16 protein-coding genes and 5 pseudogenes are annotated in these 24,486 nt (G+C 69.3%); 11 read left to right on the plus strand and 10 right to left on the minus strand.

Going from position 1 to position 24,486, the window contains the following annotated elements:
* Positions 1 to 251: 251 nt before the first annotated feature.
* Positions 252 to 2,198, minus strand: a complete 1,947-nt coding sequence (locus JW592_RS19035) for an MFS transporter (protein ID WP_209266345.1) — start codon at positions 2,196 to 2,198, stop codon at positions 252 to 254.
* Positions 2,199 to 3,214: 1,016 nt separating this feature from the next.
* On the opposite strand from JW592_RS19035, the pseudogene JW592_RS33605 reads away from it, so the two are divergent.
* The 3 genes and pseudogenes from JW592_RS33605 to JW592_RS33610 all read left to right on the plus strand — a co-directional run.
* Positions 3,215 to 3,367: pseudogene (locus JW592_RS33605) on the plus strand (transposase); the annotation flags it as partial.
* 473 nt (positions 3,368 to 3,840) lie between these two features.
* Positions 3,841 to 4,491, plus strand: coding sequence for a helix-turn-helix domain-containing protein (locus JW592_RS19045; RefSeq protein WP_209266347.1), 651 nt, complete (start codon positions 3,841 to 3,843; stop codon positions 4,489 to 4,491).
* A 77-nt stretch (positions 4,492 to 4,568) separates the two neighbouring features.
* Positions 4,569 to 4,811: a DUF6126 family protein gene (locus JW592_RS33610; RefSeq protein WP_209266348.1), complete on the plus strand. Its 243-nt coding sequence runs from the start codon at positions 4,569 to 4,571 to the stop codon at positions 4,809 to 4,811.
* 18 nt (positions 4,812 to 4,829) lie between these two features.
* On the opposite strand, the pseudogene JW592_RS33615 reads toward JW592_RS33610, so the two are convergent.
* Positions 4,830 to 5,033 (minus strand): annotated as a pseudogene (locus JW592_RS33615) (ATP-binding protein); the annotation flags it as partial.
* Positions 5,034 to 5,139: 106 nt separating this feature from the next.
* On the opposite strand from JW592_RS33615, the pseudogene JW592_RS32855 reads away from it, so the two are divergent.
* Positions 5,140 to 5,347: pseudogene (locus JW592_RS32855) on the plus strand (transposase family protein); the annotation flags it as partial.
* A gap of 70 nt (positions 5,348 to 5,417) precedes the next feature.
* On the opposite strand, the pseudogene JW592_RS19055 reads toward JW592_RS32855, so the two are convergent.
* The 4 genes and pseudogenes from JW592_RS19055 to ychF all read right to left on the minus strand — a co-directional run bounded on the left by JW592_RS19055 (position 5,418) and on the right by ychF (position 12,683).
* A pseudogene (locus tag JW592_RS19055) lies at positions 5,418 to 6,838 on the minus strand (NF041680 family putative transposase).
* Between the two features lie 1,541 nt (positions 6,839 to 8,379).
* Positions 8,380 to 10,398, minus strand: coding sequence for a hypothetical protein (locus tag JW592_RS19060; protein WP_209266349.1), 2,019 nt, complete (start codon positions 10,396 to 10,398; stop codon positions 8,380 to 8,382).
* Positions 10,399 to 10,573: 175 nt separating this feature from the next.
* A pseudogene (locus JW592_RS19065) lies at positions 10,574 to 10,960 on the minus strand (transposase family protein); the annotation flags it as partial.
* Between the two features lie 634 nt (positions 10,961 to 11,594).
* On the minus strand, positions 11,595 to 12,683 hold the full coding sequence (gene ychF, locus JW592_RS19070) for a redox-regulated ATPase YchF (protein ID WP_209266350.1): 1,089 nt from the start codon (positions 12,681 to 12,683) through the stop codon (positions 11,595 to 11,597).
* 301 nt (positions 12,684 to 12,984) lie between these two features.
* Between ychF and JW592_RS19075 the strand changes: the two genes are divergently transcribed.
* On the plus strand, positions 12,985 to 13,779 hold the full coding sequence (locus JW592_RS19075) for a DUF6542 domain-containing protein (protein ID WP_209266351.1): 795 nt from the start codon (positions 12,985 to 12,987) through the stop codon (positions 13,777 to 13,779).
* 117 nt (positions 13,780 to 13,896) lie between these two features.
* Here the strand turns inward: JW592_RS19075 and JW592_RS19080 are convergent, their stop codons facing one another.
* Positions 13,897 to 14,934 carry a 4-hydroxy-3-methylbut-2-enyl diphosphate reductase gene (locus JW592_RS19080; RefSeq protein WP_209266352.1) on the minus strand — a complete coding sequence of 346 codons (1,038 nt, stop codon included), beginning with the start codon at positions 14,932 to 14,934 and terminating at the stop codon, positions 13,897 to 13,899.
* Positions 14,935 to 15,116: 182 nt separating this feature from the next.
* Here JW592_RS19080 and JW592_RS19085 point away from each other — a divergent pair, with 182 nt between their 5' ends.
* The 4 genes from JW592_RS19085 to JW592_RS19100 all read left to right on the plus strand — a co-directional run bounded on the left by JW592_RS19085 (position 15,117) and on the right by JW592_RS19100 (position 18,995).
* Positions 15,117 to 16,625, plus strand: a complete 1,509-nt coding sequence (locus tag JW592_RS19085; RefSeq protein WP_209266353.1) for an APC family permease — start codon at positions 15,117 to 15,119, stop codon at positions 16,623 to 16,625.
* A 90-nt stretch (positions 16,626 to 16,715) separates the two neighbouring features.
* Positions 16,716 to 17,930: an exodeoxyribonuclease VII large subunit gene (gene xseA / locus JW592_RS19090; protein WP_209266354.1), complete on the plus strand. Its 1,215-nt coding sequence runs from the start codon at positions 16,716 to 16,718 to the stop codon at positions 17,928 to 17,930.
* A 10-nt stretch (positions 17,931 to 17,940) separates the two neighbouring features.
* A complete protein-coding gene (locus tag JW592_RS19095; protein WP_209266355.1) occupies positions 17,941 to 18,267 on the plus strand; it encodes an exodeoxyribonuclease VII small subunit in 327 nt (108 codons plus the stop codon).
* A gap of 134 nt (positions 18,268 to 18,401) precedes the next feature.
* Positions 18,402 to 18,995 (plus strand): malonic semialdehyde reductase, encoded by a 594-nt coding sequence (locus JW592_RS19100; RefSeq protein ID WP_209266356.1) that lies wholly within the window; start codon positions 18,402 to 18,404, stop codon positions 18,993 to 18,995.
* Positions 18,996 to 19,173: 178 nt separating this feature from the next.
* Here the strand turns inward: JW592_RS19100 and JW592_RS19105 are convergent, their stop codons facing one another.
* On the minus strand, positions 19,174 to 19,749 hold the full coding sequence (locus JW592_RS19105) for a DUF4245 domain-containing protein (protein WP_307805464.1): 576 nt from the start codon (positions 19,747 to 19,749) through the stop codon (positions 19,174 to 19,176).
* A gap of 191 nt (positions 19,750 to 19,940) precedes the next feature.
* Here JW592_RS19105 and glpX point away from each other — a divergent pair, with 191 nt between their 5' ends.
* The gene (gene glpX, locus JW592_RS19110) at positions 19,941 to 20,975 is read left to right on the plus strand and encodes a class II fructose-bisphosphatase (protein ID WP_209266358.1); all 1,035 of its coding nucleotides are present in this window, start codon (positions 19,941 to 19,943) and stop codon (positions 20,973 to 20,975) included.
* Between the two features lie 224 nt (positions 20,976 to 21,199).
* On the opposite strand, the gene JW592_RS19115 is transcribed toward glpX, so the two are convergent.
* Both JW592_RS19115 and JW592_RS19120 read right to left on the minus strand, forming a co-directional pair.
* Entirely contained in the window at positions 21,200 to 21,574 is a 375-nt protein-coding gene (locus JW592_RS19115; protein WP_209266359.1) for a WhiB family transcriptional regulator, read from the minus strand.
* Positions 21,575 to 21,808: 234 nt separating this feature from the next.
* The gene (locus JW592_RS19120; protein WP_209266360.1) at positions 21,809 to 22,588 is read right to left on the minus strand and encodes a DUF1707 SHOCT-like domain-containing protein; all 780 of its coding nucleotides are present in this window, start codon (positions 22,586 to 22,588) and stop codon (positions 21,809 to 21,811) included.
* Positions 22,589 to 22,745: 157 nt separating this feature from the next.
* On the opposite strand from JW592_RS19120, the gene JW592_RS19125 reads away from it, so the two are divergent.
* Positions 22,746 to 24,446: a fumarate hydratase gene (locus JW592_RS19125; RefSeq protein WP_209266361.1), complete on the plus strand. Its 1,701-nt coding sequence runs from the start codon at positions 22,746 to 22,748 to the stop codon at positions 24,444 to 24,446.
* Positions 24,447 to 24,486 lie beyond the last annotated feature (40 nt).

Consider the following 24,486-nt stretch of genomic DNA (forward strand, 5'->3'; position numbering starts at 1 on the left):
GATTGCCGGTGCCCCCTCAGTCTTCGTCCCGTCGGGTCATCCCGCGACCTGAGAGGCCCGCGAGGGGGCCTGCAAGCCACAATCCCCCTTCGCAAGGCTCACCGAGCAGCGAGGCACCTGCCGCTCCCCGTCCCGCCGAAGTGTGCTGCGCTCGCATTCGTCCGCGTGCGCTTCCGCGCGGTGGCCGGCCCGCCCCGACACCAGTAGATGTGAGGCCCGCCGCACCTACGGACCACCGGTTTGTGTTGTGTTCAGCGTTGGTCGTCCTCGTGGCGTCGATCGCGCCGGGCATTGCGCCGGAACCCCTTGTTCTCCCCCTGACGGCGCGGCGGGCCGTAGGCATGGTGGGGTCTGTTCTCGGCACGTGATTCCCTGACGGCTTCCTTCAGTGCACTGCGAAACCGTCCTGGGCCCCAAGAACGTCCGCCGACGTTTTCCCTCAGCTCATCGCGCGAGAGCGAGCCCTCCTCCTCCAAAGCCTGTGCCACCTCTTCGATCTCCTCGTCCATGGATTGTTCGGCCATGGCCCGAGTCCGGCTCTTCGGCTCTGTGGTACCGACCATCCCGGGCGAGTAGAACGAGTCACCGGTACCGGGGCGGTACCTTCGCAGCCCCGATCGCTCATGCTCACGTCGGCGTGCTGTACGCGCGACGATCCGCTGCTCCCTTTCGCGCTTCCTGGCGCGGACCTCGGGAGGCCGGGAGCGTTCGCGCTCGGCCTGGGGCGAGGGGGCGTTCTGCCAGTCCGCGTCAGCTTCCTCTGCCGTGAGCGGGGTGGCGATGTCCTCCAGCGACTTCTGCTCGGCCCGGACGCCGAAGAAGATTTCGGCGATGCCGCCCAGCACCATGGCCGCCGCCCCGATGATGAACCCGAGGGCCACCAAGTCCGCGTTCCCGCTGCCGATGAACTGACCGAACAGCAACGGTCCGGTGATCCCACCGACGGCGGTACCCGCGGCATAGAACAAGGATATGGACAGCGCGCGGGTCTCCATGGGAAACACCTCGCTGACCGTCAGATAGGCGGAACTGGCACCGGCCGAGGCCACGAAGAAGGTCACCGATATCAGCAGGAAGAACCACCATGCTGTCAGAAGGCCGTTCATCAGCAGAACAGCCAGGGCGACTCCGACCGCCGCGGAGCCGAGATAGGTGGCGGTGACCATCGGCTTGCGCCCGACCGTGTCGAACAGGCGACCGAGGAGGAGAGGGCCGAGGAAATTGGCGACGGCGAAGATTGCCATGAAGTACGGCACCGCCCCGGAAGAGATGCCGAAGTAGGTACTGAGGATCGTGCCCAGATCGAAGACGACCGCGTTGTACAGGAACGCCTGCCCCACGAAGAGAGCCAGCCCCAGGATCGCGCGGCGCGGGTACCTCTGCATGGCGGTTCTGGCGATTTCAGTGAACGGAATGACCTTGCGCTGCCGGATGGTGATGGATTCCCCCGGCTCTGGAAGTTCTCCGGAAACCTCCTGCCGGACCTCGGATTCGATCCGGTCGACGATGCGCTCAGCCTCTTGCTCGCGGCCGTGTATGAACAGCCATCGAGGGCTTTCCGGAACGGTGCGGCGGACCAGCATGATTGCCAGTCCCAGGACGCCACCGATACCGAAGGCCAGTCGCCAGCCCAGATCGGTCGCAATTGCCGGGCTGAGCAGTCCCAGTGCGGCAAGGCTTCCGATCGCTGCCCCGGCCCAGTAACTGCCGTTGATGGCCAGGTCCACGCGGCCCCGGTTACGCGCGGGAATCAGCTCGTCGATGGCCGAGTTGATCGCCGCGTACTCGCCGCCGATTCCCATACCGGTAACGAACCTGGCAAGGAAGAAGTACCAGGGCTCGAAGGAGAACGCAGTGGCGACCGTGGCGAGTACGTAGACACCCAGGGTGACCATGAAGAGTCTTTTTCGCCCGAAGTGGTCGGTGAGCCGGCCGAAGAGCAGGGCACCAAGGCAGGCCCCCGCCACGTAGATTCCCGCGGCGGTGCCTACGTCCGCGGTACTCAGGGAGATGCCGCTGCCCGACTGGGTCATCCGGGAGGCCACCGCACCGACGATGGTGACTTCCAACCCGTCAAGGACCCACACGGTGCCGAGCCCCAGAACGATGCGCCAGTGGAAGCGCGACCACGGCAGCCTGTCGAGCCGGGCGGGCACACGCGTGGTGACAGTGCCTGTGCTCGCAGAAGGAGTGCTCATTGATTTCCTCACGGTAGGGGTGAACACCCGAGGAATCTGCAATGAGCGGAGATGCATAGTGTATTCTCTGCCCGTGCTGCTCTGCCGATTCCTCGGACATCGCTTTCGCTTCACCAGTGAAGGCGCCACGATGTATTGGGAGTGCGAGCGCGGCTGCGGGGCCGGGGACTCCAAGCAGTACCTCACAGCGGAAGATGCCGAGCGTTACACACGGGCATTCGACCGTGAAGACCGGGAAGATCTGGGCCGCCGAGCTCCTCTGGTGGGACTGCTCCCGCTACGCCTGCTGCGGGCGCTCTTCCGACGCGGACGCTCGTCCTGATCCATGACGGCGCCGCCGCCGAACCCGAGGCCGAAGCCTCCACGCGCTCCTGGGTGGGCACCTACCCTTTCGCTTCAGAAATGACGGCGTGAAGTACAAGCGAGGAGCCGCTCCGAACCAAATGGATTCAGCCTCGGGACGAACCTCTCAGAGCATTAGATCCCAGGAGCTCAACGCCTGCCACTTCTGGATCAACCCTCCCGCACCCGGCGTGTTCCCCACTGACGCTTCTCGGCTGTGCAGGTGCGTAGGCATGAGCTTCACGGAACGCACGACCAGACACGGCGCCGACGCCTGATCTCGCGCCATGCGTGGGCAACCGTAGTAGAACCGGAAGCTCTCCGGGAGGAGCGGTTTGCGACTGGGACGCTGTTCGCCGACGCCGCCGCCTCGATCGGCTCAGTCGCGGTGAACGGGGCACCGGTGTGGGAAACAGTGCTGACCAAGGGCGTCTGTTGTTGGCCACTTGCAATCCCCCACGGGCGGCCAGTTGGCGGGGATCTAGGCCGTTTCTGATGGCTCTTGGTGGTGGACCAGTGCGGTGCTTGGCAGGTGTCCTGCCTGGTGCGACGGCATGAGCTGAGTGATGCGCAGTGGCTGAAGATCGAGCCGTTATTGTCGGCCAACGACAGGCCAGGTGGGCAGTGGACCGGTCACCGAAGCGTGATCAACGGAGTGCTGTTCCGGGCCCGCAGGAGTACTGTTCCGGGCCCGCACGGGTGTGCCTTGGCCTGACCTGCCCGAGCGGTATGGCCCCTGGCAGAAGGTCTGTGAGCGGCACCGCCGCTGGTCGGCGGACGGGACGGGGCAGCGGATCCTGGCCAGGCTGCAGCTCGAGGCCGACGCAGCCGCTCCCGACGGCACGGTTGGGCGGTGCCCGTCAGCCGTCCTTGGCGATCAGTAAGTCACGCAGGTCGGATAGCGTCCGGGTCGTACCGCCGGTGGCAACGACCAAAAAGTCCACCCATCCGCCGTCTCGTCACCGGCAGGCATCCGCGCCGCGGACGCGGGCGTGGCCAAAGGCTGCTGGAAGCACATAATGATGCCGGCCAGCCGCCGCGCGACCTGGCTGTGCCGGGAAGCATGGTTCTGGCTGTTGGAGCAGACCGCTGGTCCGCCAGCACCCTTCCGGGTCTCGTGAGGCATCGAGCAGACGCCGGGGAGCGGTCTTCCCCGCCTCATGCCGGGGAGTGTCTTCATCACAGGTCAGGACGGAGTACTGAGAAGACCGGTTCATGGGCGGGGGAAGACTCTTGCCGGAATTTTTGCCTGAGAGGCAAAAATTTTGCCCGCTGGGAAAAGTTGTGCCTTAATCGGGGCATGCGTCCGAACCCTCCCCATGATGAGGCAGCCGGGCCGGAGGCGGGAGACCTCCCCGCGTTCGCACCCCGGATGCGCCTGCTGAGGCGGCGCAGCGGGCTGAGCCTGGAGGCGTCGGCACGCAGGGCCGGTCTCTCCCCCGCCCACCTCTCCCGGCTGGAGACCGGGAAGCGACAGCCGTCGCTGCCGCTCCTCCTCACTCTCGCCCGGGTCTACGGCACGACTGTCGGTGAGCTCCTGGGCGAGACGGCCACGGCTGCCCACTCGGTGGTCCGGGGTGCCGAGATGGATTCCGTCGATGCCGGAGGGTGGCGCTACTGGCAGGCGGGCCGGTCCGGGCGCGCCATGCAGGCGCTCCGCGTCCATGTGCCGCGCGGCACGCAGCGCGATCTCGTCCGCGTCCATCCCGGCGAGGAGTGGATCCACGTACAGCGCGGGGAGCTGCGGCTGACTCTCGGGCAGGTCACCGAGAGGCTGGACCCGGGGGACTCGGCGCACTTCGACTCCCTCACCCCGCACCGCCTGGAAGCCGTCTCGGCCAAGGGCGTGGACCTGCTCTTCGTCCACACACTCCTCCGGTCCCCTACCGCCGACCTCTGTGTGAACGGCCTGCCCGGCCACGCCGCACACGGCAGCCCCCCACAATGCTGAGCCCCCGCCCGCCCCGCACGTCTCCCGGGCCCCGCGTCTGCGCCCCTGGCCGCATCGAGCAGAAAGGCATTCCGACCATGACCGCAGCACCGCCCGCCCAGCCGCAGCCCCCGGCGTCGGACGCTTCCGTTTCCGGTCAGGCGTCCCCCGGTTCCGTCCCTGCGCCCGCGCAGCGCAGACGCAGGGACGAACCGGGCGAGGAGCGCGGTAACGGGCGCTTTCCGCGCGGACTGGCCCTGCGGCTGTTCGTGTACGTGGTGGCGGGCCATCTGATGGCCGGTTTTCTGTTCCTGCTCTTCGAGCTGGGCGGCAGTCGATAAGTGCGGGCGCCGGCGCTCTCACACAAGTGGCGGTTCGGCCTGACTCGCCGACAGCGGTAGCGCGGCCCAGATCCTCTTGCCCTCCGGCGTGGAGTGGGTGCCTCAGTGCTGGGCGAGCTGGGCGATCAGGAACAGCCCGCGGCCTCCCTCGTCCACCGCGGTCGCCCGGCGAAGATGGGGCGCAGTGCTGCTGTCGGAGACCTCACGGGTCAAGAAGCGGTCGATGCCGCTGAGTATGCGCTGCTAGACGGGCGCTTCAGCGGGTGCGCGGGTACTGGCGAAGCGGCCCGCGTCGCGCACCGCCTTAGCGCTTGGGACGACGGGGTGCCCGCACCGCAAGCGGTTCGGACGGGCACTGCTGCCAGGCGAGGAAGCCGACAATGCAGAGCATCGCCGGGTCCGGGTCCGAGTCGAGCACGCCTTTGCACGCATGAAGCACTACAAGATCCTCGGGGACTGCCGGCAACGCGGACACGGACTCCACTACGCGGTCCAAGTCCGCCGCTCACATGCACAACCTCGCCCTCGCGGCATGAGTAGACCGAGCACGAAACCGGCCGTGACCTGCTCAGTCACAGCCTTCTGCAACATGCCTTAGCTTGATCTTCAACCTGTGCGGCGGGGCCGTGGGGTCGCTGACTTCTTCGTTCGTCGTTTCGCTGGCTGTGTTTTGTGGGGTGTGTGCACGTCGTGGCGGGATGTCGGCCGAGTGCTCTTTCGGCCTGGTGGTCGTCCGGGCCCAGATCGGGAGGGTTTCGGTGCCTGGGCCGGGCAGGCCGCCTTGGGGCGGATGTGCCGAAAGTCGCGGCGGACGCGGGCGGGGGTGAGCCTGTCCGGCGGACTGGGTTTCTCCCATGGCCGACGCAGGTCGGCTGCCAGCGGCCGGGCAAGCCGCAGTTGCGTGTAAGCAGCGATGATCAGCCAGGTCCATCGGTCCGCCGCCTCGGGAGTGCGGATCTTCGGGCAGGTCCAGCCCAGGGTCTGCTTGAACAGGCGGAAGGTGTGCTCGATGTCGAAACGCCGCAGGTATGCATGCCAGAGACGGTCGGTGTCGGCTTCGGTGGCGTCGGTGCCCGACCACCACAGCCAGACCGGCTTCGGGGTGGCTCCGCTGGGCAGGTGGTCGATGTCCAGGCGGATCGCCGTCCCTTCGACGAGGGGAAGGGTGCCGTCGGCTGCGGCCCAGGAGGAACGGTGGGTCAGCTTGGGGTGCAGCCGGTCCCAGGAGCGTGCGGTGGCGGTGCCGTAAAGGCGTGTGTCGGTGACGGTCTCGGTATCCGGGGTGCCCGAGTGTCGGGCTGGCCGAAGACGAACTCGCCTCCGTGCCGGGGTGGTCGGCCCATGGTGTGCGGCTGCCGGGGCGGGACAGCCCTGGGCAGGACGCGGTCCGAACGCATCCGGGCCAACAGCTGCACCGGCAGATCCCGCAGGAGGAAAGCCAGGCGGGGCGCGTCGTATCCGGCATCCGCGATGATGAGAATGTCCGGCTCACCCACCTGCCACTGACCGGCGCTGATCAGTCGCTGGATCAGTTCAGGCAACTGCCGGGCGGTGACCGTCGCGGTGTCGTCGCCCGGAGCAAGCCGCAGGGCGTCCAGTGGCGCGGTCCACGAGCTGCGGCCGGGCTCGAGTGCGCAGACGATGGAGTACGGCCAGCCGGGAACGGGGATGTGCTGGTCCTTGCCCCGGCCACAGGTGTGGCACAGAACCCGTTGCGGTGAAGTGTGAGCGTCAGGCCGCAGCCAGCAAGTGATGTCGATGGCCAGGACAAGCCGGCCGTCAGCAGCCCGCGGCAGTGGCACCGAGGCCAGAACCCGCCGCATCCGGTCGGCATCGACCCGGCCACGGGCGACAGCAGCGTAAAGCCCACCATGACCGCGCCGGTGTTCGCCCACCATCGACAACTCGGCCAGCGACCTGACCGGCCCGTTGCCGCACAAGACAGCGTCGGCCAGCTCGAACAGCGCATCCGAACGAGTGGTGAGGCAGGAGTAGAACTCGGCCCCGAAGCATGAGAGTTCCGCCATCGGTTCTCGCCGGGCGTCGTGTGATGAAGCAGACTCATCCCCACGGCCTTCGTACTGGACAGGTGTGTTCCTTGGTCGGAGCACATGTTCAGACGAAGGCCACTTCCACGTCCGCCGGACACCGAACCGAGTGATCAAGTTCGAGACGCCACCCGACGCCGGACGTTAAAGATCAAGCTAGAAGAATCGAGACTCACGCGGGCCGTGCGCCGTGTGCCGCCGCGCGCACGCGCCCGGGGCGGGGGCGGGCTCGTCACGCCGCGGAACACGGCTACGGGGCCGACAGCGGCCCCGGGACACCGCTTCGGGCAGGGCGCGGAAATCGCGGTCGACGGGGCCCATGACCACAGATCCGGGGACGACCATCCCACCCATAGCTGACGTCCCGTCACAATCAACCAGCGCACATCCAGCGACCGTATAGACAACGACGGATGACGACAGATGACGACGTATCAGTTTCATCAGCGACCAACCAGCGACCGGAATCCCAGCGGGGTGAGCCCGAAAACAGGCCCACACCACCTGACCTGCTGGTTTGACTAATCACGGACTATCAGTTATTGGTGCGCACTACACATTGAACCGGAACGTCGATGACATCGCAGTCACCTGCGGAAACGCGCCGCTGCGAAACAGCAACCAGCGCACAACCAGCAACCGTCGACGGCACTGCCCGAAGCCCGGTGGGCCCCCGATCACTTGAGTTTGGATCGGATCACATCGCAGCCCCACCGGGGCACAGCGTGGCTTGCGTGGTGTCGCGGCAGCGGCGCCACATCGAAAGTCGCTCCTGCGGCCCGGTCACTGTGACAGCGGCGAACGCCCTGTCAGCGCCCCCTGGCAGCGTGAACTCGGGCAAGAAGCCCGGAGGCAAGCTCTACATACCGCCGTATCAGGCGGGTAATCGTGGTTCCAGCCGGGCCGATCCCCGCGCGTGCGGGGGCAACTTGAAACCCATGCGCAGCACAGGTCAATCCCCGCACGTGGTCGCGCGCTGCAAGGACATTGCGGGGGGCGATGCGACCCAGCCAACACTTGGTAGGCCGACCTTCTCTCATCACGAGGATAGCCCAACGGGCCTGCGGTCTTGTTGCGTAACCATCCCGCCTCATCTCCGGACAGGGTGAAGTGGTCCACCACCCCGTCCAGTCCCAGATCCCGCCCCACTCCACAGCCCCTTCCGTCACCCCCGTACCCGGCACCCGGCACCCGGGCTGGACGGTAGAGGCGCCGCTGTACACCGGGCGCGGAAATCCGGGAACCGCCCCGGCACGGCGGCCGGACCTGGTAAAGGGCCCGGACGGGGGCCGTCACTCTCCCCGTCCGGGCGCCTGGAGCGTACGGGGCTGCGGCTCTACCGGGGGCAGCCGCAGGTGGCAGCCGTCATCACCCGTGTCCGCCCTGACGGTCACAGCTTTGCCTCCCTCAGTCGGCGGCCAGCGTGGAGGTGAGTGTGAGGTCGTTTGCCGACCGGCGGATTTCGTTCGGCCCACGAGCTTCCCGCGCCATGCGTTACCTGCATACACGCGCGGCCCGCCTCACTCCTTGGCGGCGTTGAGGATGTCCCGTACCCGCGTGACCTCCCACGGGGCTTCCTCCACGGGCCAGCTTGCGCTCAGTTCCTCAAGCCTGGAGCGATGGTCCTCGATGACCTCTTCCCACATCAGCCCCCATGCCGCAGCGGCTTGAACCTCTACTTCGGGGCAGCGCGTCGCCCGGAGCAGCGCGTCCACGGAGTTGGTCCCCGGAGACTCGTCCAGCAGTTCCAGTGCCCTGACGCGGTCGTTCAACGGCACGTTCTCGTCGCAGGCGATATTCCCAAGCGCGTCGACGAGCCGTAGGTCGGCCTCCTCCGCATCCTTGAACACCGCTTCCACCGCATCAAGAACCCGCCGGCGAACGTGATCGCTCGCGGCGGCCTCCAGGACCTCGGCCAGCAGGGACGGCTCTTCCGCCGCCACGACGTCCAGCGCCGACAGTGCGGTGAGGTGCTTGGCCTCGGGCCCGTACTCGCGGCTGAGCTCGGCCGGTGACGGAGGCTGCCGCAGCATTTCCCGGATGCGGTCCAGGACGAGTGCCCTCTCCGGTTCACGCGCTGCCTCGCCGCCCCGCTCCATGGCGCCGTCGGGACTCCACCAGTGGTCCAGGGCGATGCCCACGGCCGCCTCGTCGTCACTTTCAAGCAGCATGCGAAGCGCCCGATGGTACGACTCGTCCACCGTAGGAGCCCTCAGCCTCTTGTGGGCGCGATACAGGTCCGGGTCCGCCAGCCGGTGTCCTTCCCAGTGGACGCTGTGCGGCTTGCCGAAAATCAGCTCAATGGGGTCCTGGCCCCAGGGAGGCCGGTCGCCCCAGCTCTCGGCGACCTCCTCCAGAACGGCACGGTGCCGATCCAGGCCTCCTGTCCTGACCAGGTAATAGCACGCGTGGGCCTGCACCTTCGGCTCACCCTCGCGGAACGCCCGCAGGAGAATGTCGTCCGCGTCCGCGCCGAGGCTGTCGGCCAGGACGCGGATCGCCGTCTCCTTCGTGTTCGTGATGTAGAAGCCGACGGACGGGTCGAGGATCAGGTCGCCCAGCGCGGCGACGAGCCTCTCGTCTTTCACCTCGGCCTCGTCGAGCACGCCGTAGGCCATCCAGACAGCCTTCTCGCGCACCGCGTCCGAGTCCGTGCGCGCGAGAACGTCCAGCAGAAGGCCGGCGTCGCCGGGCTCGGCATGTTGCGCCCCGATCATGTTCAGGGCGCTCACCTCGGCGGGAGACATCGGCCGCCGGAGCACCTCCCGGGCGCGGGCCAGCACCTCGGGCAGGTAGGCCTCGGCACGTTCCCCGTCCTCTAGGACATGACGCAGCCCATTCGAGGAGGCGTAATGGTCGAGCGCGATGCCCACGGCGACCGGGTCCTCGCTGCGCAGCAGGGTGGCGAATGCTTGCAGGCACCCCTCGTCGCTGAGCGGGAATATCAGCTCGTCATGGGCCTTCCGGAGCACCGGATCGTCCACCTCGGTGTCTTTCCAGTAGGTGCTGTGGAAGCCCTCGACCGCTTCACGAACGTGCTTGGCCTCCCAACCCGCGTCTTGCGGCCAGGACTTTGCCAGCCGCCGGACGCGATCGCGGTGCACGCGGAGCCGCACGGGCGTTGCGAGACAACCCGCCGCATACACCTGGAGTTTCAGCTCGGACGACTCACTGAGACGGACGAGGAGGTCCTCGACCTCCGGGAGATCGAGATCGTCCAGGGCGTGCATGGCCTTCCTGCGATCCCGCACATCGAGGCCCTCGTCCAGCACCATGGCGGTGATCAGCTCCAGCAGCCGCCGGTTCGGCTCCTCACCTTCTGCGAGGGCAGTGCCGGCCGCGAGAAGCGCATCCTCCCGCACCCCGGCGTCCGTGGCGCCTTCGAGGACATCCGCGATCAAGTCCGCGTCCTCCTCCTCGGCGAGATGCCACAGCATGGTGAGAGCGCTCGCGTGGCTGTCGCCGGACGGAGGTTGCCCGAGGAGGCGTCGGGCGGCGAAGCGCACCTCGTTGTCCAGCGGCCAGTAGGGGTTGTCCACACCCCATCTGGTGTCCGCCTGTGCCGACTGGTAATCGTCCAGAGCACCCTGGACGACGTCGATGTTGTCGCTCTCCAGCCGGGCGCTGAACTCACCGAGGCGGGAATTCCCGTCGTTGATCACGCCACCTCCTTCATCATCATCTCTTCAGCCTGGCAGAGCCGTCCGGCAGGGGCCCGGCCAGGTCGGAGCGTTTGACGGTCTCGCGGGAGGCCGCGCACGGCAGTGGGGTGGAGTCGATCAGCCGTAGGTCGTCGTGCCAGGTGGGCACCTGCCGGGCGAGCATCTCGATGGTGTGGCTGATCAGCGGTCCGGCGGCGTTGAGGCGTTTGTTGTAGGCGGATTGCCGTGGCAGATAGCGGAAGAGGTGAGCGAGCCTGGCGTGGGCGAAGCGGATCCAGTGCCGGGCCGAGGGGAAGCCCAGCAGGACCTGGGCGACCGCCAGGCACAGCAGTTCGCTGTCGGTGAGTTTCGGGGGTCGCCCGATCCGGCGACGAGGGGCCACATGGTCGTCGATGAACACGTAGAGTGCCGCCAGAAGGGCGTCCAGGTTCGAAGTCACACTCAGACCAACGGGCGCCCTTCGCCATGGTCGCGGCCAGCACAAACATCGGACTCATTCATCTAGCCGGCCGCCGACCAGAGCGGTCAGAGCGGCTGGGACGAGGTCCCAGCGCCACCGGATCGAAGTCCAGCCGCATGCCCTTGGTCGCGCTCCAGCCAGGACTCGTAGCCAGCGGCTTCGCCATCCGGATTGGCGCCCGGCGTCACGCGATCCCGTACGTTGCCTCAATCACGGCAATTGCGCCGCCCCCGCGGGGGTCCGAGCGTTTCCCATCTGCCGTGTGCCCTGCCGGGGGCGCGAACCTGCGGCTACGGGAGTTGAGAACCACGCGGGGCACGAACGCCGTGTGCCGCCGCGCGCACCCGGCCGGGGCGGGGCGGGCACAACCAACCGCGAAACACAGCTACGGGGCCGACAGGGGCCCGGGACGGGCAGCGCGCGGAAACCGCGGTCGACAGGGGCTCATGACGGCGGATTCCGGGGACGACCGCCCGCCCATAACTGACGCCCTGTCAAATTTTACCAGCGCACATCCAGCGACCGGAATCCCAACAGGGTGGACCCGAAATCGGGTCCACCCTGTCTGACCTGCGAGTTTGACTAATCGCGGACGATCAGTTATGGATGCGCACTACACATTGAAGCGGAACTCCACCACGTCGCCGTCCTGCATGACGTAGTCCTTGCCCTCCATGCGGGCCTTGCCCTTGGCGCGGGCTTCGGCTACCGAGCCGGTTTCCAGGAGGTCCTCGTAGGAGATGACCTCGGCCTTGATGAAGCCCTTCTGGAAGTCGGTGTGGATGACGCCGGCGGCCTCGGGCGCGGTGGCGCCCTGCTTGATGGTCCAGGCGCGGGCTTCCTTGGGGCCTGCCGTGAGGTAGGTCTGCAGGCCGAGGGTGCGGAAGCCGACGTGGGCGAGGGTGGCCAGGCCGGGCTCTTCCTGGCCGACCGTCTGCAGGAGTTCCAGCGCCTCGTCCTCGTCCAGCTCGGCGAGGTCGGCCTCCAGCTTGGCGTTGAGGAAGACCGCCTCGGCGGGGGCCACCAGGGCGCGCTGCTCGTCCTTGAAGGACTCGTCCGTCAGTTCGTCCTCGTCCACGTTGAAGACGTAGATGAACGGCTTGGTGGTCAGCAGGTGCAGCTCGTGCAGCGGCTCGGCGCGCTCGGTGCCCTGCGCGATGCCCGCGGAGAAGAGGGTGCGGCCCTCCTCCAGGATGTCCTTGGCCTCCTGGACGGCCTTGACCTGCGGCTGCTTGTCCTTCTTGACCCGTGCTTCCTTCTCCAGCCGGGGCAGGACCTTCTCGATCGTCTGCAGGTCGGCCAGGATCAGCTCGGTGTTGATCGTTTCGATGTCGTCCTTGGGCGAGATCTTTCCGTCCACGTGCACGACGTTGTCGTCCTTGAACGCGCGGATGACCTGGCAGATGGCGTCGGACTCACGGATGTTCGCCAGGAACTTGTTGCCCAGGCCCTCGCCCTCGCTGGCGCCGCGCACGATGCCGGCGATGTCGACGAAGTCGACGGTGGCGGGAAGGACGCGCTGGGAGTTGAAGAGCTCGGCCAGCTTTCCGAGCCGGGGATCGGGAACGCCCACGACGCCGACGTTGGGCTCGATGGTGGCGAACGGGTAGTTGGCCGCCAGCACCTCGTTCTTGGTCAGGGCGTTGAAAAGGGTCGACTTGCCGACGTTCGGCAGGCCGGCGATTCCGATCGTGAGCGACACGTTGCGACTACTTCCCGTTGCCCCCGGCGGGGGTTCTCCCTGGTGGGGTCTCTTCGCGGACAGACGGCCCGGAGGCCGACCACCCAGTCTACGGGCGCACCCGGACGGGTTTCCCTGACGGGTTTGCCGGACGGGTTCGCCGGACGGGTGTCCTGGTGCGGCCCGGTTTCCCCACTGTCCCCGTACCTTCGCGCCCACGGCTGCCCCGTGCCCCCGAACGGACCGTGCCCGATCGGTGGCATTGGCGTGATCCGCGTGTTCATGACGGCGAGTGCGGGCCCGTAGCACCTACCGTGGCCAGGTGGAGCAACGCAGCGCGCGCACGACCCAGCACGACCCGTACGAGCGGTACGGGGCCGCTCCCCCGGGCAGCGGCTCCGACGGTGGCGGGGCCGCCACCCGGCACAGCCCGCGGCTCCCGCACCCGGCCCCTCCCGCGCCGACAGCCCCGGCGCCAGCGGCCTCGACGTCAGCGGCCCCGGCACCCGGTGGCCGGGCGCAGGCGCAGGGCTCGGCCCGGACGCAGGCGCCGGCTTCGGCGCGGCCCGCAGCGGGCGCGGGCGCGGGCGCGGGAGCCGCACCGCGCGGGGCAGCTCCCCGGCAGGCGGCCGGTGGGCCGGCCGCGGGCCGGAACCGCCCGGTCCGGGTCGGACCGACCCAGCGGGCGCCGCGGCTCACTGGCCTCGGCGTCGGGGTGTTCGCCTCAGTGCTGATGGTGTTGATGGGCGGTCTGGTGTCGCTGATGCCCGGTGGGGCGCCTGCGTTCTACGGCATCGGCTTCCTGCTGGTGGCCATGGCCGCCGCGGTCTGGGTGCGGCCCACGGAGCTGTACGCCGCGCCGGTCGCCCTTCCCCTCGCGTACACGATCGGGCTGTTCTTCGCCGGAGGCAGCGGTGACGGCTTCGGCGGAGTGCTCCAGAACGTCTTCACCGGCCTCGCCCTGCACGCGGTGTGGCTGTACGCGGGCACGCTGGCCGCCGTGCTGATCACCCTCATCCGCAAGGCGGCGCTCAGCCTGGAGCGCCGCCGCAACCGGCAGCGCACCGAGAACGGCGGACGCGGGGACGGACGCGAGGGCGGACGCCAGGGCGGGTGAGCGATCTTCCGGTCCGAGCCGGGACCGGCAGACACCGGGACCGGCCGGCGCCGGGACCGGCCAGCACCCGAACCCGCCAGGCGTCGGCACCCCGAACGTGCCGGAGACCCGCAGGGTTCAGGCGCGCATGCGCTGCTCCGCCTCGGCGCGCAGGTCGCGCCGCAGCTCCTTCGGGAGTGAGAACTGCATGTGCTCGTCGACCGGCTTGACGATCTCCACCTCGTCCCAGCCGCGCTGGGCCAGCCACTCCAGGACGCCGTCGACCAGGACCTCGGGGACGGAGGCGCCGGAGGACAGGCCGATCGTCTCGACTCCCTCCAGCCATGCCTCGTCGATCTCCTCCGCGTTGTCGACCAGGTGGCCGTCCTTGGCGCCGTGCGTCAGAGCCGTCTCGACCAGGCGGACGGAGTTGGAGGAGTTCTTGGAGCCGACCACCAGCACCAGATCGGCGTCGGCGGCGACCTGCTTGATGGCGGTCTGCCGGTTCTGGGTGGCGTAGCAGATGTCGTCGCTGGGCGGCGAGAGGAGGTTGGGGTAGCGGCCCTTGAGCGCGTCGACCGTCTCCATCGTCTCGTCCACCGAAAGGGTGGTCTGGGAGAGCCACACCACCTTCTCCGGGTCGCGGACCTCGACATTCTCCACGTCCCCGGGGCCGTCGACCAGGGTGATGTGGTCGGGCGCCTCGCCGCTGGTGCCGATGACCTCCTCGTGGCCCTCGTGGCCGATCAGGAGGATGTCGTAGTCCTCCTTGGCGTACCGGACGGCCTCCTTGTGCACCTTGGTGACCAGGGGGCAGGTGGCGTCGATGGTGGCCAGTTTTCCGCGCTCGGCCTCCTGGTGGACGGTGGGGGCAACGCCGTGCGCGGAGAAGATGACGATTTCGCCCTCGGGCACCTCGTCCGTCTCCTCGACGAAGATGGCGCCCTTTTTCTCCAGAGTCTGCACCACGTACTTGTTGTGCACGATCTCGTGCCGTACGTAGATCGGAGCGCCGTACTGCTCCAGCGCCTTCTCCACGGCGATCACCGCGCGGTCCACGCCCGCGCAGTAGCCGCGGGGGGCCGCGAGCAGGACGCGGCGGCGGCCCGGAGCGGTGGATTGCGGTGCGGTGGCTTCCGGTGCGTCGTCGGGCCTGCGGTCGGGCGAACCAGTCATGGGTCCATCGTAAGGGCCTTGCTCGTGTCGTCCTGGGGAGCACCGGGGCAACAGGAGCACCCCCCGGGCCCGGGGGGAGCGAAGCGCGGCGGGCGTGTTGCGCCGGGCGCGTGCGGCGCGGCGCGAGGCGGAGGCGCGCGTTGCCCGCTGTCCGCCGTGCCGGTCTGCGGCAAGCTGGCCCCATGTCTGCAGCTCGCTCGCACACAGCTCGCTCGCACACAGCCGAGATTCTCGGGGACAGTCCGGGCGGTGCCCTGCGGCGCAGTCTGACCCTGCGCGACCTGATCGTCTACGGGCTGCTGTTCATCGCACCGATGGCGCCTGTGGGCATCTACGGTGCGCTCGACGCGCGCAGCCACGGCGTGGTGCCGCTGGTGTACGTGGTCGCGACGGTGGCCATGTCGTTCACGGCCTACTCGTACGCCCGGATGATCCGTACGGCGCCGCAGGCGGGCTCCGTGTACGCGTACGCGCGCGTGAGCCTCGGAAACGGGGCGGGCTTCCTGGCCGGCTGGATGATGATGCTCGACTATCTGCTCATCCCGGCTGTCGCCTACCTCTTCTCCGGGATCGCCATGGCGCAGCTCGTGCCCGAGGTGGATCAGTGGGTCTGGACGGCGCTCGCGGTCGTGGTCACGACAGCGCTCAATCTGTCGGGTGTCCGCCGTGCGGCAGTGGTGGGTTTTCTGGTGCTGGCCATGGAGATCCTGGTGCTGCTGGTCTTCGTCGCCGCCGCACTGGTCGTACTGGTACAGGACGGGCCGCAGCGCGGCTGGCTCTCCCCGCTCACCGGGGACCGTGCTTTCTCGCTGACGGCGCTGCTGGGCGCGGTTTCGGTGGCGGTGCTGTCGTTCCTGGGCTTCGATGCCATCGCCAACTTCGCCGAGGAGGCGGTGGGCGGCAGGGGTGCCGGAGCGGGCGGCGAGGGCGCCGTGGGGAACGGCGGGGGTGCCAAGCGGGACAGTGCCACCCTGGTCGCCCGGGCTGTGGTGTGGTGTCTGCTGGTGACCGGTGTGCTCTTCGTCGTCCAGACGTACCTGGCCGCGCTGCTGTCCCAGGACTCCTCGCGCGAGCTTGCCGAGGACCCCGCCTCGCAGGGTGCCGCCTTCTACACGGCGGCCAAGACCGCGGTCGGCGGCTGGCTCCAGACGACGGTGGCCGTCAGCAAGGCGATCGGTGCGGCGTTCGCGGCGCTGGCCGGGCAGGCGGCGGCTGCCCGGCTGCTGTACGCCATGGCGCGGGACCGGCGGCTGCCGCGCGTGCTGGGCAGCGTCAGCTCGCGTACCGGCGTACCGGGGAGGGCGCTGCTGCTGAGCGCGGTGCTGACCCTGTGTGCGGCGGTGTGGGCGGCCCGCGCCGCCGAAGGGCTCGACCGGCTGGTCTCGATCGTGGACATCGGCGCCCTGTTCGGCTTCGGCATGCTCCACCTGTCGGTCATGGGCTACCACGGGCTGGGGCTGCGCGGGGGCAGGCGGCCGGGGCGGGGCGCGGTGGCCGAGAGCGGCGCCGGCCGGCGCGGGATGAGCCCGCTGTGGGACTGGGCCGTGCCGCTGGTCGGCCTGGGAATCATCGTCGCGGTCCTCGTCACCGCGAACCGCGAGGCGCACTGGGTGGGGCTGGTGTGGCTGGTGATCGCTCTGGTGACACTGGGTGTACTGCGCCGCCGGGACAGCCGCGAGGCGTCGGGCTGAGCGCCCCGGCGGAGACGCGGCTGAGCACCCCGTCAAGGGCGCTCCCTCCCGGACCCGGTGACTGTCGGTGCCAGGGCCTAGCCTTCTCGCATGGCTCTCACCACGTCCGCCGAATCCCCGATCCCCGTCAGCGAGGTCTCCCGGCTGATCCGCGGCTGGATCGACCGGCTGGGCGCCGTCTGGGTCGAGGGGCAGATCATCCAGCTCTCGCCCCGGCCGGGCGCCGGAATGGTCTTTCTGACGCTGCGCGACCCCTCCCGCGAGGTCTCGCTGAGCGTGACCTGCTTCCGGCAGGTGTACGAGCAGGTCAAGGACGTCATCAGCGAGGGCACGCGGGTGGTCGTGCATGCGAAGCCGGAGTGGTACGAGAAGACGGGGCGGCTCTCGCTGCGTGCAGCGGAGATCCGCCCGGTGGGGGTGGGTGAGCTGCTGGCGCGGCTCGAGCGGCTGCGCAAGGCGCTGGCGGCCGAGGGCCTCTTCGCGTCCGAGCGCAAGAAGCGGCTGCCCTTCCTGCCGCAGAAGATAGGGCTGATCACCGGCCGGGCCTCGGACGCCGAGCGGGATGTGCTGCACACCGCGCGGGAGCGCTGGCCGGCGGTCCGCTTCGAGGTGCGCAACACGGCGGTGCAGGGCGCCTACGCCGTCTCGCAGATCATCGAGGCGCTGGGCGAGCTGGACGCCCGCGAGGACGTGGACGTGATCATCGTGACCCGGGGCGGCGGCGGGATGGAGGACCTGCTGCCGTTCTCGGACGAGCGCCTGGTGCGTGCCGTGGCGGCGGCGCGCACCCCGGTGGTCTCCGCGATCGGGCACGAGGCGGACTCGCCGCTGCTGGATCTGGTGGCCGACCTCCGCTCCCGTACGCCCACCCACGCGGCGAAGGACACCGTGCCGGATGTCGGTGAGGAGCACGAGCGGGTGCGGGCGCTGCGGGAGCGCGCCTGGCGGGTGATCAACGGCCTGCTGGAGCGCGAGGAACGTGGCCTGGCCGAGGTGATGAGCCGCCCGGCGATGGCCGACCCGCATGGGATGGTGGAGGACCGCGAGGAGGAGATCGCCGCGCTGCTCGACCGCTCCCGGCGCGTGCTCGACCACCGGCTGGCCCGCGCGGAGGACGAGCTGACGCACACCCGGGCCCGGGTCGTCGCGCTGTCACCGGCCGCGACCTTGCAGCGGGGCTACGCGGTGCTCCAGCGGGAGGACGGAGCCGTCGTCCGGGACGCCGCCGAGGTCGCGGAGGGCGACCGGCTGCGCGCCCGGGTGGCGCAGGGAGAGTTCGACGTGGCTGTCGGACCCCACGCTTAGGCTGGCGGGTATGACGACGGAAACGGAAGGCCAGGCGGCCGGGGGCGGCCAGGCGGAGGTCACGGCCGAGGCCACGGCGGGCGGCTCGGCGGGCACCTCCCAGGCTCAGCTGGCGACGGCGGACGCGCTCAGCTACGAGCAGGCGCGCGCCGAGCTGGTGGAGGTCGTCCAGCGGCTGGAGTCCGGCGGCTCGACGCTGGAGGAGTCGCTGGCACTGTGGGAGCGCGGCGAGGAGCTCGCTGGCATCTGCCGCGCCTGGCTGGAGGGGGCAAGGGCCCGGCTGGACGCGGTGCTGGAGGAGGAAGAAGAGGAAGAGGCGGAGGAGAGAGAGGCGTAGCGGCGATCCGGCGGGGGCCGGGGGCCGGGCCGGGTCCGGAGCGGTCAGAGAGGGGCTTTGTTCAAGCTTGAACTAGTGCTGGTTACACTTGCCCGTGCATCTGAACGTCGCACGAAAAGGCAAGGCACTCCCCCATGGCTCTCGCCCTCGACCCCGCAGCCCAGGATCTCCTCTTCCGTGAGGCCCGCACCGCCAACACGTTCACGGACGAGCCGGTCACCGAGGAGCAGGTCCAGGCGATCTACGACCTGGTGAAGTACGGCCCCACGGCGTTCAACCAGTCGCCGCTGCGCCTGACGCTGCTGCGCTCCCCCGAGGCCCGCGAGCGGCTGCTGACGCACATGGCGGAGGGCAACGTGCCCAAGACCCGCACGGCACCGCTGACCGCGGTCCTCTCCTACGACCTGGACTTCCACGAGCGGCTGCCCGAGCTGTTCCCGCACGCCCCGAACATCAAGGACGCGTTCTTCGCCGAGGAGAGCGCCCGCGAGGGCGCCGGCGCGCTCAACGCCACGCTCCAGGCCGGGTACTTCATCCTGGGCATACGCGCGGCCGGGCTCGCCGCGGGGCCGATGACCGGCTTCGACCCGGAGGGCGTCAACAAGGAGTTCTTCGGCGACGGCCGCCAGCGGGTGCTGCTCGTCGTCAACATCGGCAAGCCGGGCCCCGACGCGTTCGCCCCGCGCTCGCCCCGGCTCAACTACGACGACGTGGTCACCGTCCTCTGAGGCCGGCCCCTTCGGGCGGCGCTGCCGTCGAGCCCCACCGGGATGCCGTCGCCCCCTGACCGCCCCCCGCGCGTGTCCCCCCTCGCGCGGGGGGCTTCCCTTTTGCCGGTGAGGCGCGGGTGAGTTGTGGCTGCGGGAGGGGGGCGTCTTCCGTGTGATCGGCCGGAAGTGGCCCCGGTCAGGGCTTCGCGGAGTCGCGTGGCTTCGGCTTCGTCGACTCGGCGCGGAGCGCTTCGGCCAGCTCCCCCAGCTGCCGGAAGTTCGCCGTTCCCGTCACGACCGTCACCGACTTGCCGTCCTTGGCGGTGCGCACCAGCGCGTCGTACTTCTCGCCGGTGTAGCGGGTCCACTCCTCACCCTTGACGCGCTGCTTCTTCGCCGTCTTCTCGGCACCCTGGGTGACGTCGTCGATGAAGCGCGAGGGCCGCTTCTCGTCGCTCTGCTCGACGGCGGCGTACTCGTTGTCCGGCGTGATGAATCCCAGGTGCCAGACGGAGCCCTTGGGGCTGTCGGCCGCGTAGCGGACGGAGGTGGCACGCCACTCCTTGGAAAGCCCCTCGGGCGCGGCCACCGGGTACGGTGCCGCGCGCCGTGCCGACGCCAGCTCCACGCGGTAGCCGACCGTCTTGACCGGGTCCTTCTTGTCGTCGTGCGGAACGAACAGGTAGATCACCCAGGCGGCGAGGAGGATCACCGCCAGCGAGATCACCATGTCGCGCACAGCCTGCGCGCCGCGCTTCTTGTCTGCTGCCACGCCCCCATCGTCCCTTATGCCGCTCGGCGCCCCGCGTGAGGGGGCGGGGCCGGGGTACGCACTGCTCATCCGTGGGCACCCCTGCTCAGTCTGAGGCGTACAGGTAAAATCTTGCTCACCCTCGCCGAATCGGCACAGCTCACGTCGCCGCAGTGGCCGTCAAGAGTCGCCGTACAGAAAGGTGTGTTCCGATGACCGAACACAACCACCTGCCCTCCCAGCTCGAAGTCAGCCCGGAGGCCCCGGACCGCAACCTGGCACTGGAGCTGGTCCGGGTCACCGAGGCGGGGGCCATGGCATCGGGCCGGTGGGTCGGCAAGGGCGACAAGAACGGCGCGGACGGGGCTGCCGTCAAGGCGATGCGCACCCTCGTCTCGACGGTCTCCATGAACGGTGTCGTGGTGATCGGCGAGGGCGAGAAGGACGAGGCCCCGATGCTCTACAACGGCGAGCGCGTCGGTGACGGAACGGGCGCCGAGTGCGATGTCGCCGTCGACCCGGTCGACGGCACGACGCTCACCGCCAAGGGCATGGGCAACGCCGTCTCGGTGCTGGCGGTCGCCGAGCGGGGCTCGATGTTCGACCCGAGCGCGGTCTTCTACATGGACAAGCTCGTGACCGGCCCCGAAGCGGCGGAGTTCGTGGACATCACGGCGCCGCCCGCGGTGAACATCCGGCGGATCGCCAAGGCCAAGGGCTGCGGCGTGGAGGACGTCACCGTCGTGGTGCTCGACCGGCCACGCCACGAGGGGCTGGTGAAGGAGATCCGCGAGGCCGGCGCCCGGATCAAGTTCATCTCGGACGGCGATGTCGCGGGCGCCGTGATGACCGTACGCGAGGAGACCGGCGTCGACCTGCTGCTGGGCGTGGGCGGCACCCCCGAGGGCATCATCGCCGCCTGCGCAATCAAGTGCCTCGGCGGGACGATACAGGGCAAGTTGTGGCCCAAGGACGACGAGGAGCGGCAGCGCGCCCTCGACGCGGGTCACGACCTGGACCAGGTGCTGTTCACCGACGACCTGGTCGGCGGCGAGAACGTGTTCTTCGTCGCGACCGGCATCACCGACGGCGATCTGCTGCGGGGTGTCCACTACCGCGGCGAGCGGGCGTTCACGCAGTCGCTGGTGATGCGGTCGAAGTCGGGCACCATCCGGCAGATCGAGTCCGTGCACCGGCTCTCGAAGCTCCGCGCGTACAGCGCGGTCGACTTCGACCGCGCCCGCTGACGGCTGCGCCGCGCTGGGGCCGCCGCCGTCGGTGGCCCCCATATGTCCGCTTGCTCCGCATGGGGGGGCTGCGCTTGCCGGCCCCCCGCCTCTGGCGCGGACCTCCCAAGCGCAGAGGGGTGCCCCGTCAGGGGCGCGGGGAACTGCGCGAGCGACCACAACACACCCGCAGTCCGCAAACAACGGACAGGGGCAGCCCCTCCCCGGAACAGCGGCGAGGCGGCTTACGCGATGCGGGGCACCTCCGTCGTCGGCTGCCCCGCAGACGCGGAAGACGCGGTCTTACGGCGGCGGGTCAGGACCACGCGCCGCTCGGCCGCGGTGAGGCCGCCCCAGACGCCGTACGGCTCGGGCATCACCAAGGCGTGCTCGCGGCACTCGACCAGCACGGGGCAGCGCGCGCACACGCGCTTGGCGGCCTGCTCGCGGGAGAGCCGCGCTGCCGTGGGCTCCTTGGAGGGTGCGAAGAAGAGGCCCGCCTCGTCGCGGCGGCAGACGGCGTCCGCGTGCCAGGGCCCCGCTTGGTCATCTCGCTCAGGCGTTCGCTGTACGGGGATGGTGGCGGCGGCCTGCAGGGACTGATGCGGCGTGTGCAGCACGGTCTGCTCCTGACGCGACGACGGAGGTTTGTTTCCCCTTCACCCGTCTTGCAGCGCACGGCAGTTCCCGGTCCCCCACGGGCCACTGGGGCGCCGCTCCGCGAACTCTCGCCGTACGAAAGACGATGCCCGAGCCCTACCCGCTGTACGCGCCGGTATGCATTGCGTGTCGTCCGATACGCGCCCAGGCGTACGCTCCCCGGCGCGCAGTGAACGCCGCGTGCGCCCGCCCTCTCACGGCTCCTTGCGGAACCGGTCGCGCAGGTTCTGAATGACGCGTCCACGCTTCGGTTTGGCGTCCACACCCCCGAAAATGGCGGCTCCCTCGACCAGCACCGTCGGCGCGGTCGGGTCCGGGGAGTCGCTGACCTGAACGTCGAACCCGCCGAAGATCCCGGCGCCCTTCTGCTGCAGAGTGACGTTCTCCGGGACCCGGATCTCGATTCCCCCGAAGATCGCAGTGGCGTTGATCTGCACGTGCGGGTGCTCGAACAGCGCCTCGGTCAGATCGATCTCGATGCCGCCGAAGCAGGCGAACGCGTTGATCTTGCGAGGCACCCGCCAGCGCCCCTTGCGTCCGGTGCCGCTGAAGATGGCGACCAGGTTCTCCTTGGGCCCGTATGCGGGATGGGCGGGGCCGGAGGTGTGCGAGGCGGCGAAGGTCGCGAACGCGGTGCCGTAGGAGCGCTGACCGCTCGCACCGGCGCTCCCGCCCTGCTCCGCCTCTGCCGGGACCGAACGGCCCGCCGGGAGGTCGCGCACCAGCGGCTGCAGCTCACCCATCGTCTTGGCCGCGTAGACGGCTTCGACGCGCTCGCTGTGCTCCTGCGCGTCCAGCCTGCCCTCGGCGAGCGCTTCGCGGAGGATGTCGGCGACCCGGTCCCGGTCGGCGTCCGAGGCGCGCACCTCCGGCTCCGCCACCGGAGCGGGCGCGGGCGCGGCCGCCGGCTGGGGGGCCGACTCGGCGGACGGCTGCTTCTGGAGCGAGGCGCGCTGCGAAGAGTCTTCAGTCACACAGGCAGCGTACCCAAACGCGATAGATCGCGACTACCCCCGCAGCGGTCCCTTGCCGACGGGTTCTACGCTGTGAGACGCGCTCCCATCGTCGAGAGCCGGGCTCTTGTCGTCGAGCATCGTCGAGAGCCGCGAGTGTGAGAGGAAGAGTCCCCGTATGTCTGCCAGCTCCCAACCGGCCAGCCCGGAGTTCTCCTACACGGACCTGCTCCCCACCGGTGAGGACCCCACGCCGTACCGCCTGATCACCAGCGAGGGCGTGAGCACCTTCGAGGCGGACGGACGCACCTTCCTCAAGGTCGAGCCGGAGGCGCTGCGCAAGCTGGCGGCCGAGGCGATCCACGACATCCAGCACTATCTGCGACCGGAGCACCTGGCGCAGCTGCGCCGCATCCTGGACGACCCCGAGGCCAGCGCCAACGACCGCTTCGTGGCGCTGGACCTGCTCAAGAACGCCAACATCGCGGCGGCCGGCGTGCTGCCCATGTGCCAGGACACCGGTACGGCGATCGTGATGGGCAAGCGCGGCCAGCAGGTGCTGACGGCGGGCGGCGACGAGGAGGCGCTCTCGCGCGGTATCCACGACGCCTATACGCAGCTCAACCTGCGCTATTCGCAGATGGCTCCGCTCACCATGTGGGAGGAGAAGAACACCGGCACCAATCTGCCCGCGCAGATCGAGCTGTACGCGACGGACGGCGACGCCTACAAGTTCCTGTTCATGGCCAAGGGCGGCGGCAGTGCCAACAAGTCCTTCCTCTACCAGGAGACGAAGGCGGTGCTGAACGAGACCTCCATGATGAAGTTCCTGGAGGAGAAGATCCGTTCGCTGGGCACGGCCGCCTGCCCTCCGTACCACCTGGCGATCGTCGTCGGCGGGACCAGTGCCGAGTACGCGCTCAAGACCGCCAAGTACGCCTCGGCGCACTACCTGGACGAGCTCCCGGAGTCCGGCTCGCCCTCCGGGCACGGCTTCCGGGACAAGGAACTGGAGGAGAAGGTCTTCGAGCTGACGCAGCGGATCGGCATCGGCGCCCAGTTCGGCGGCAAGTACTTCTGCCACGACGTACGCGTGGTGCGGCTGCCGAGGCACGGGGCCTCCTGCCCGGTCGCCATCGCGGTGTCCTGCTCGGCCGACCGCCAGGCCAAGGCGAAGATCACCGCCGAGGGCGTCTTCCTGGAGCAGCTGGAGACCGACCCGGCACGCTTCCTGCCGGAGACGACGGAGTCCGAGCTGACCGAGGGCGCGGGCGCCGACCTTGACGCCGTCAGGATCGACCTGTCCCGCCCGATGGACGAGATCCTGGCCGAGCTGACCAAGCACCCGGTCAAGACGCGGCTGTCACTGACCGGCACACTGGTCGTCGCCCGCGACATCGCCCACGCGAAGATCAAGGAACGGCTGGACGCGGGCGAGGAGATGCCGCAGTACCTCAAGGACCACCCCGTCTACTACGCGGGCCCGGCCAAGACGCCCGAAGGCTACGCCTCCGGCTCCTTCGGTCCCACCACGGCGGGCCGGATGGACGCCTACGTCGAACAGTTCCAGGCGGCCGGCGGCTCCAAGGTGATGCTCGCCAAGGGCAACCGCAGCAAGCAGGTCACCGACGCGTGCGCGGCGCACGGCGGCTTCTATCTCGGCTCCATCGGCGGCCCGGCGGCCCGGCTGGCCCAGGACTGCATCAAGAAGGTGGAGGTCCTGGAGTACGAGGAGCTGGGCATGGAGGCGGTCTGGAAGATCGAGGTGGAGGACTTCCCCGCGTTCATCGTCGTCGACGACAAGGGCAACGACTTCTTCGCCGACCCGGCGCCGGAGCAGCCGTTCGTGACGTCGATCCCGGTGCGCGCCGGGTCCTGAGGCGCCAAGCGCTTGTCCCGCGCGCCGCTCGCCGAACCGA

The sequence above is a fragment of the Streptomyces spirodelae genome, assembly GCF_017676385.1.
Taxonomy (GTDB): domain Bacteria; phylum Actinomycetota; class Actinomycetes; order Streptomycetales; family Streptomycetaceae; genus Streptomyces; species Streptomyces spirodelae.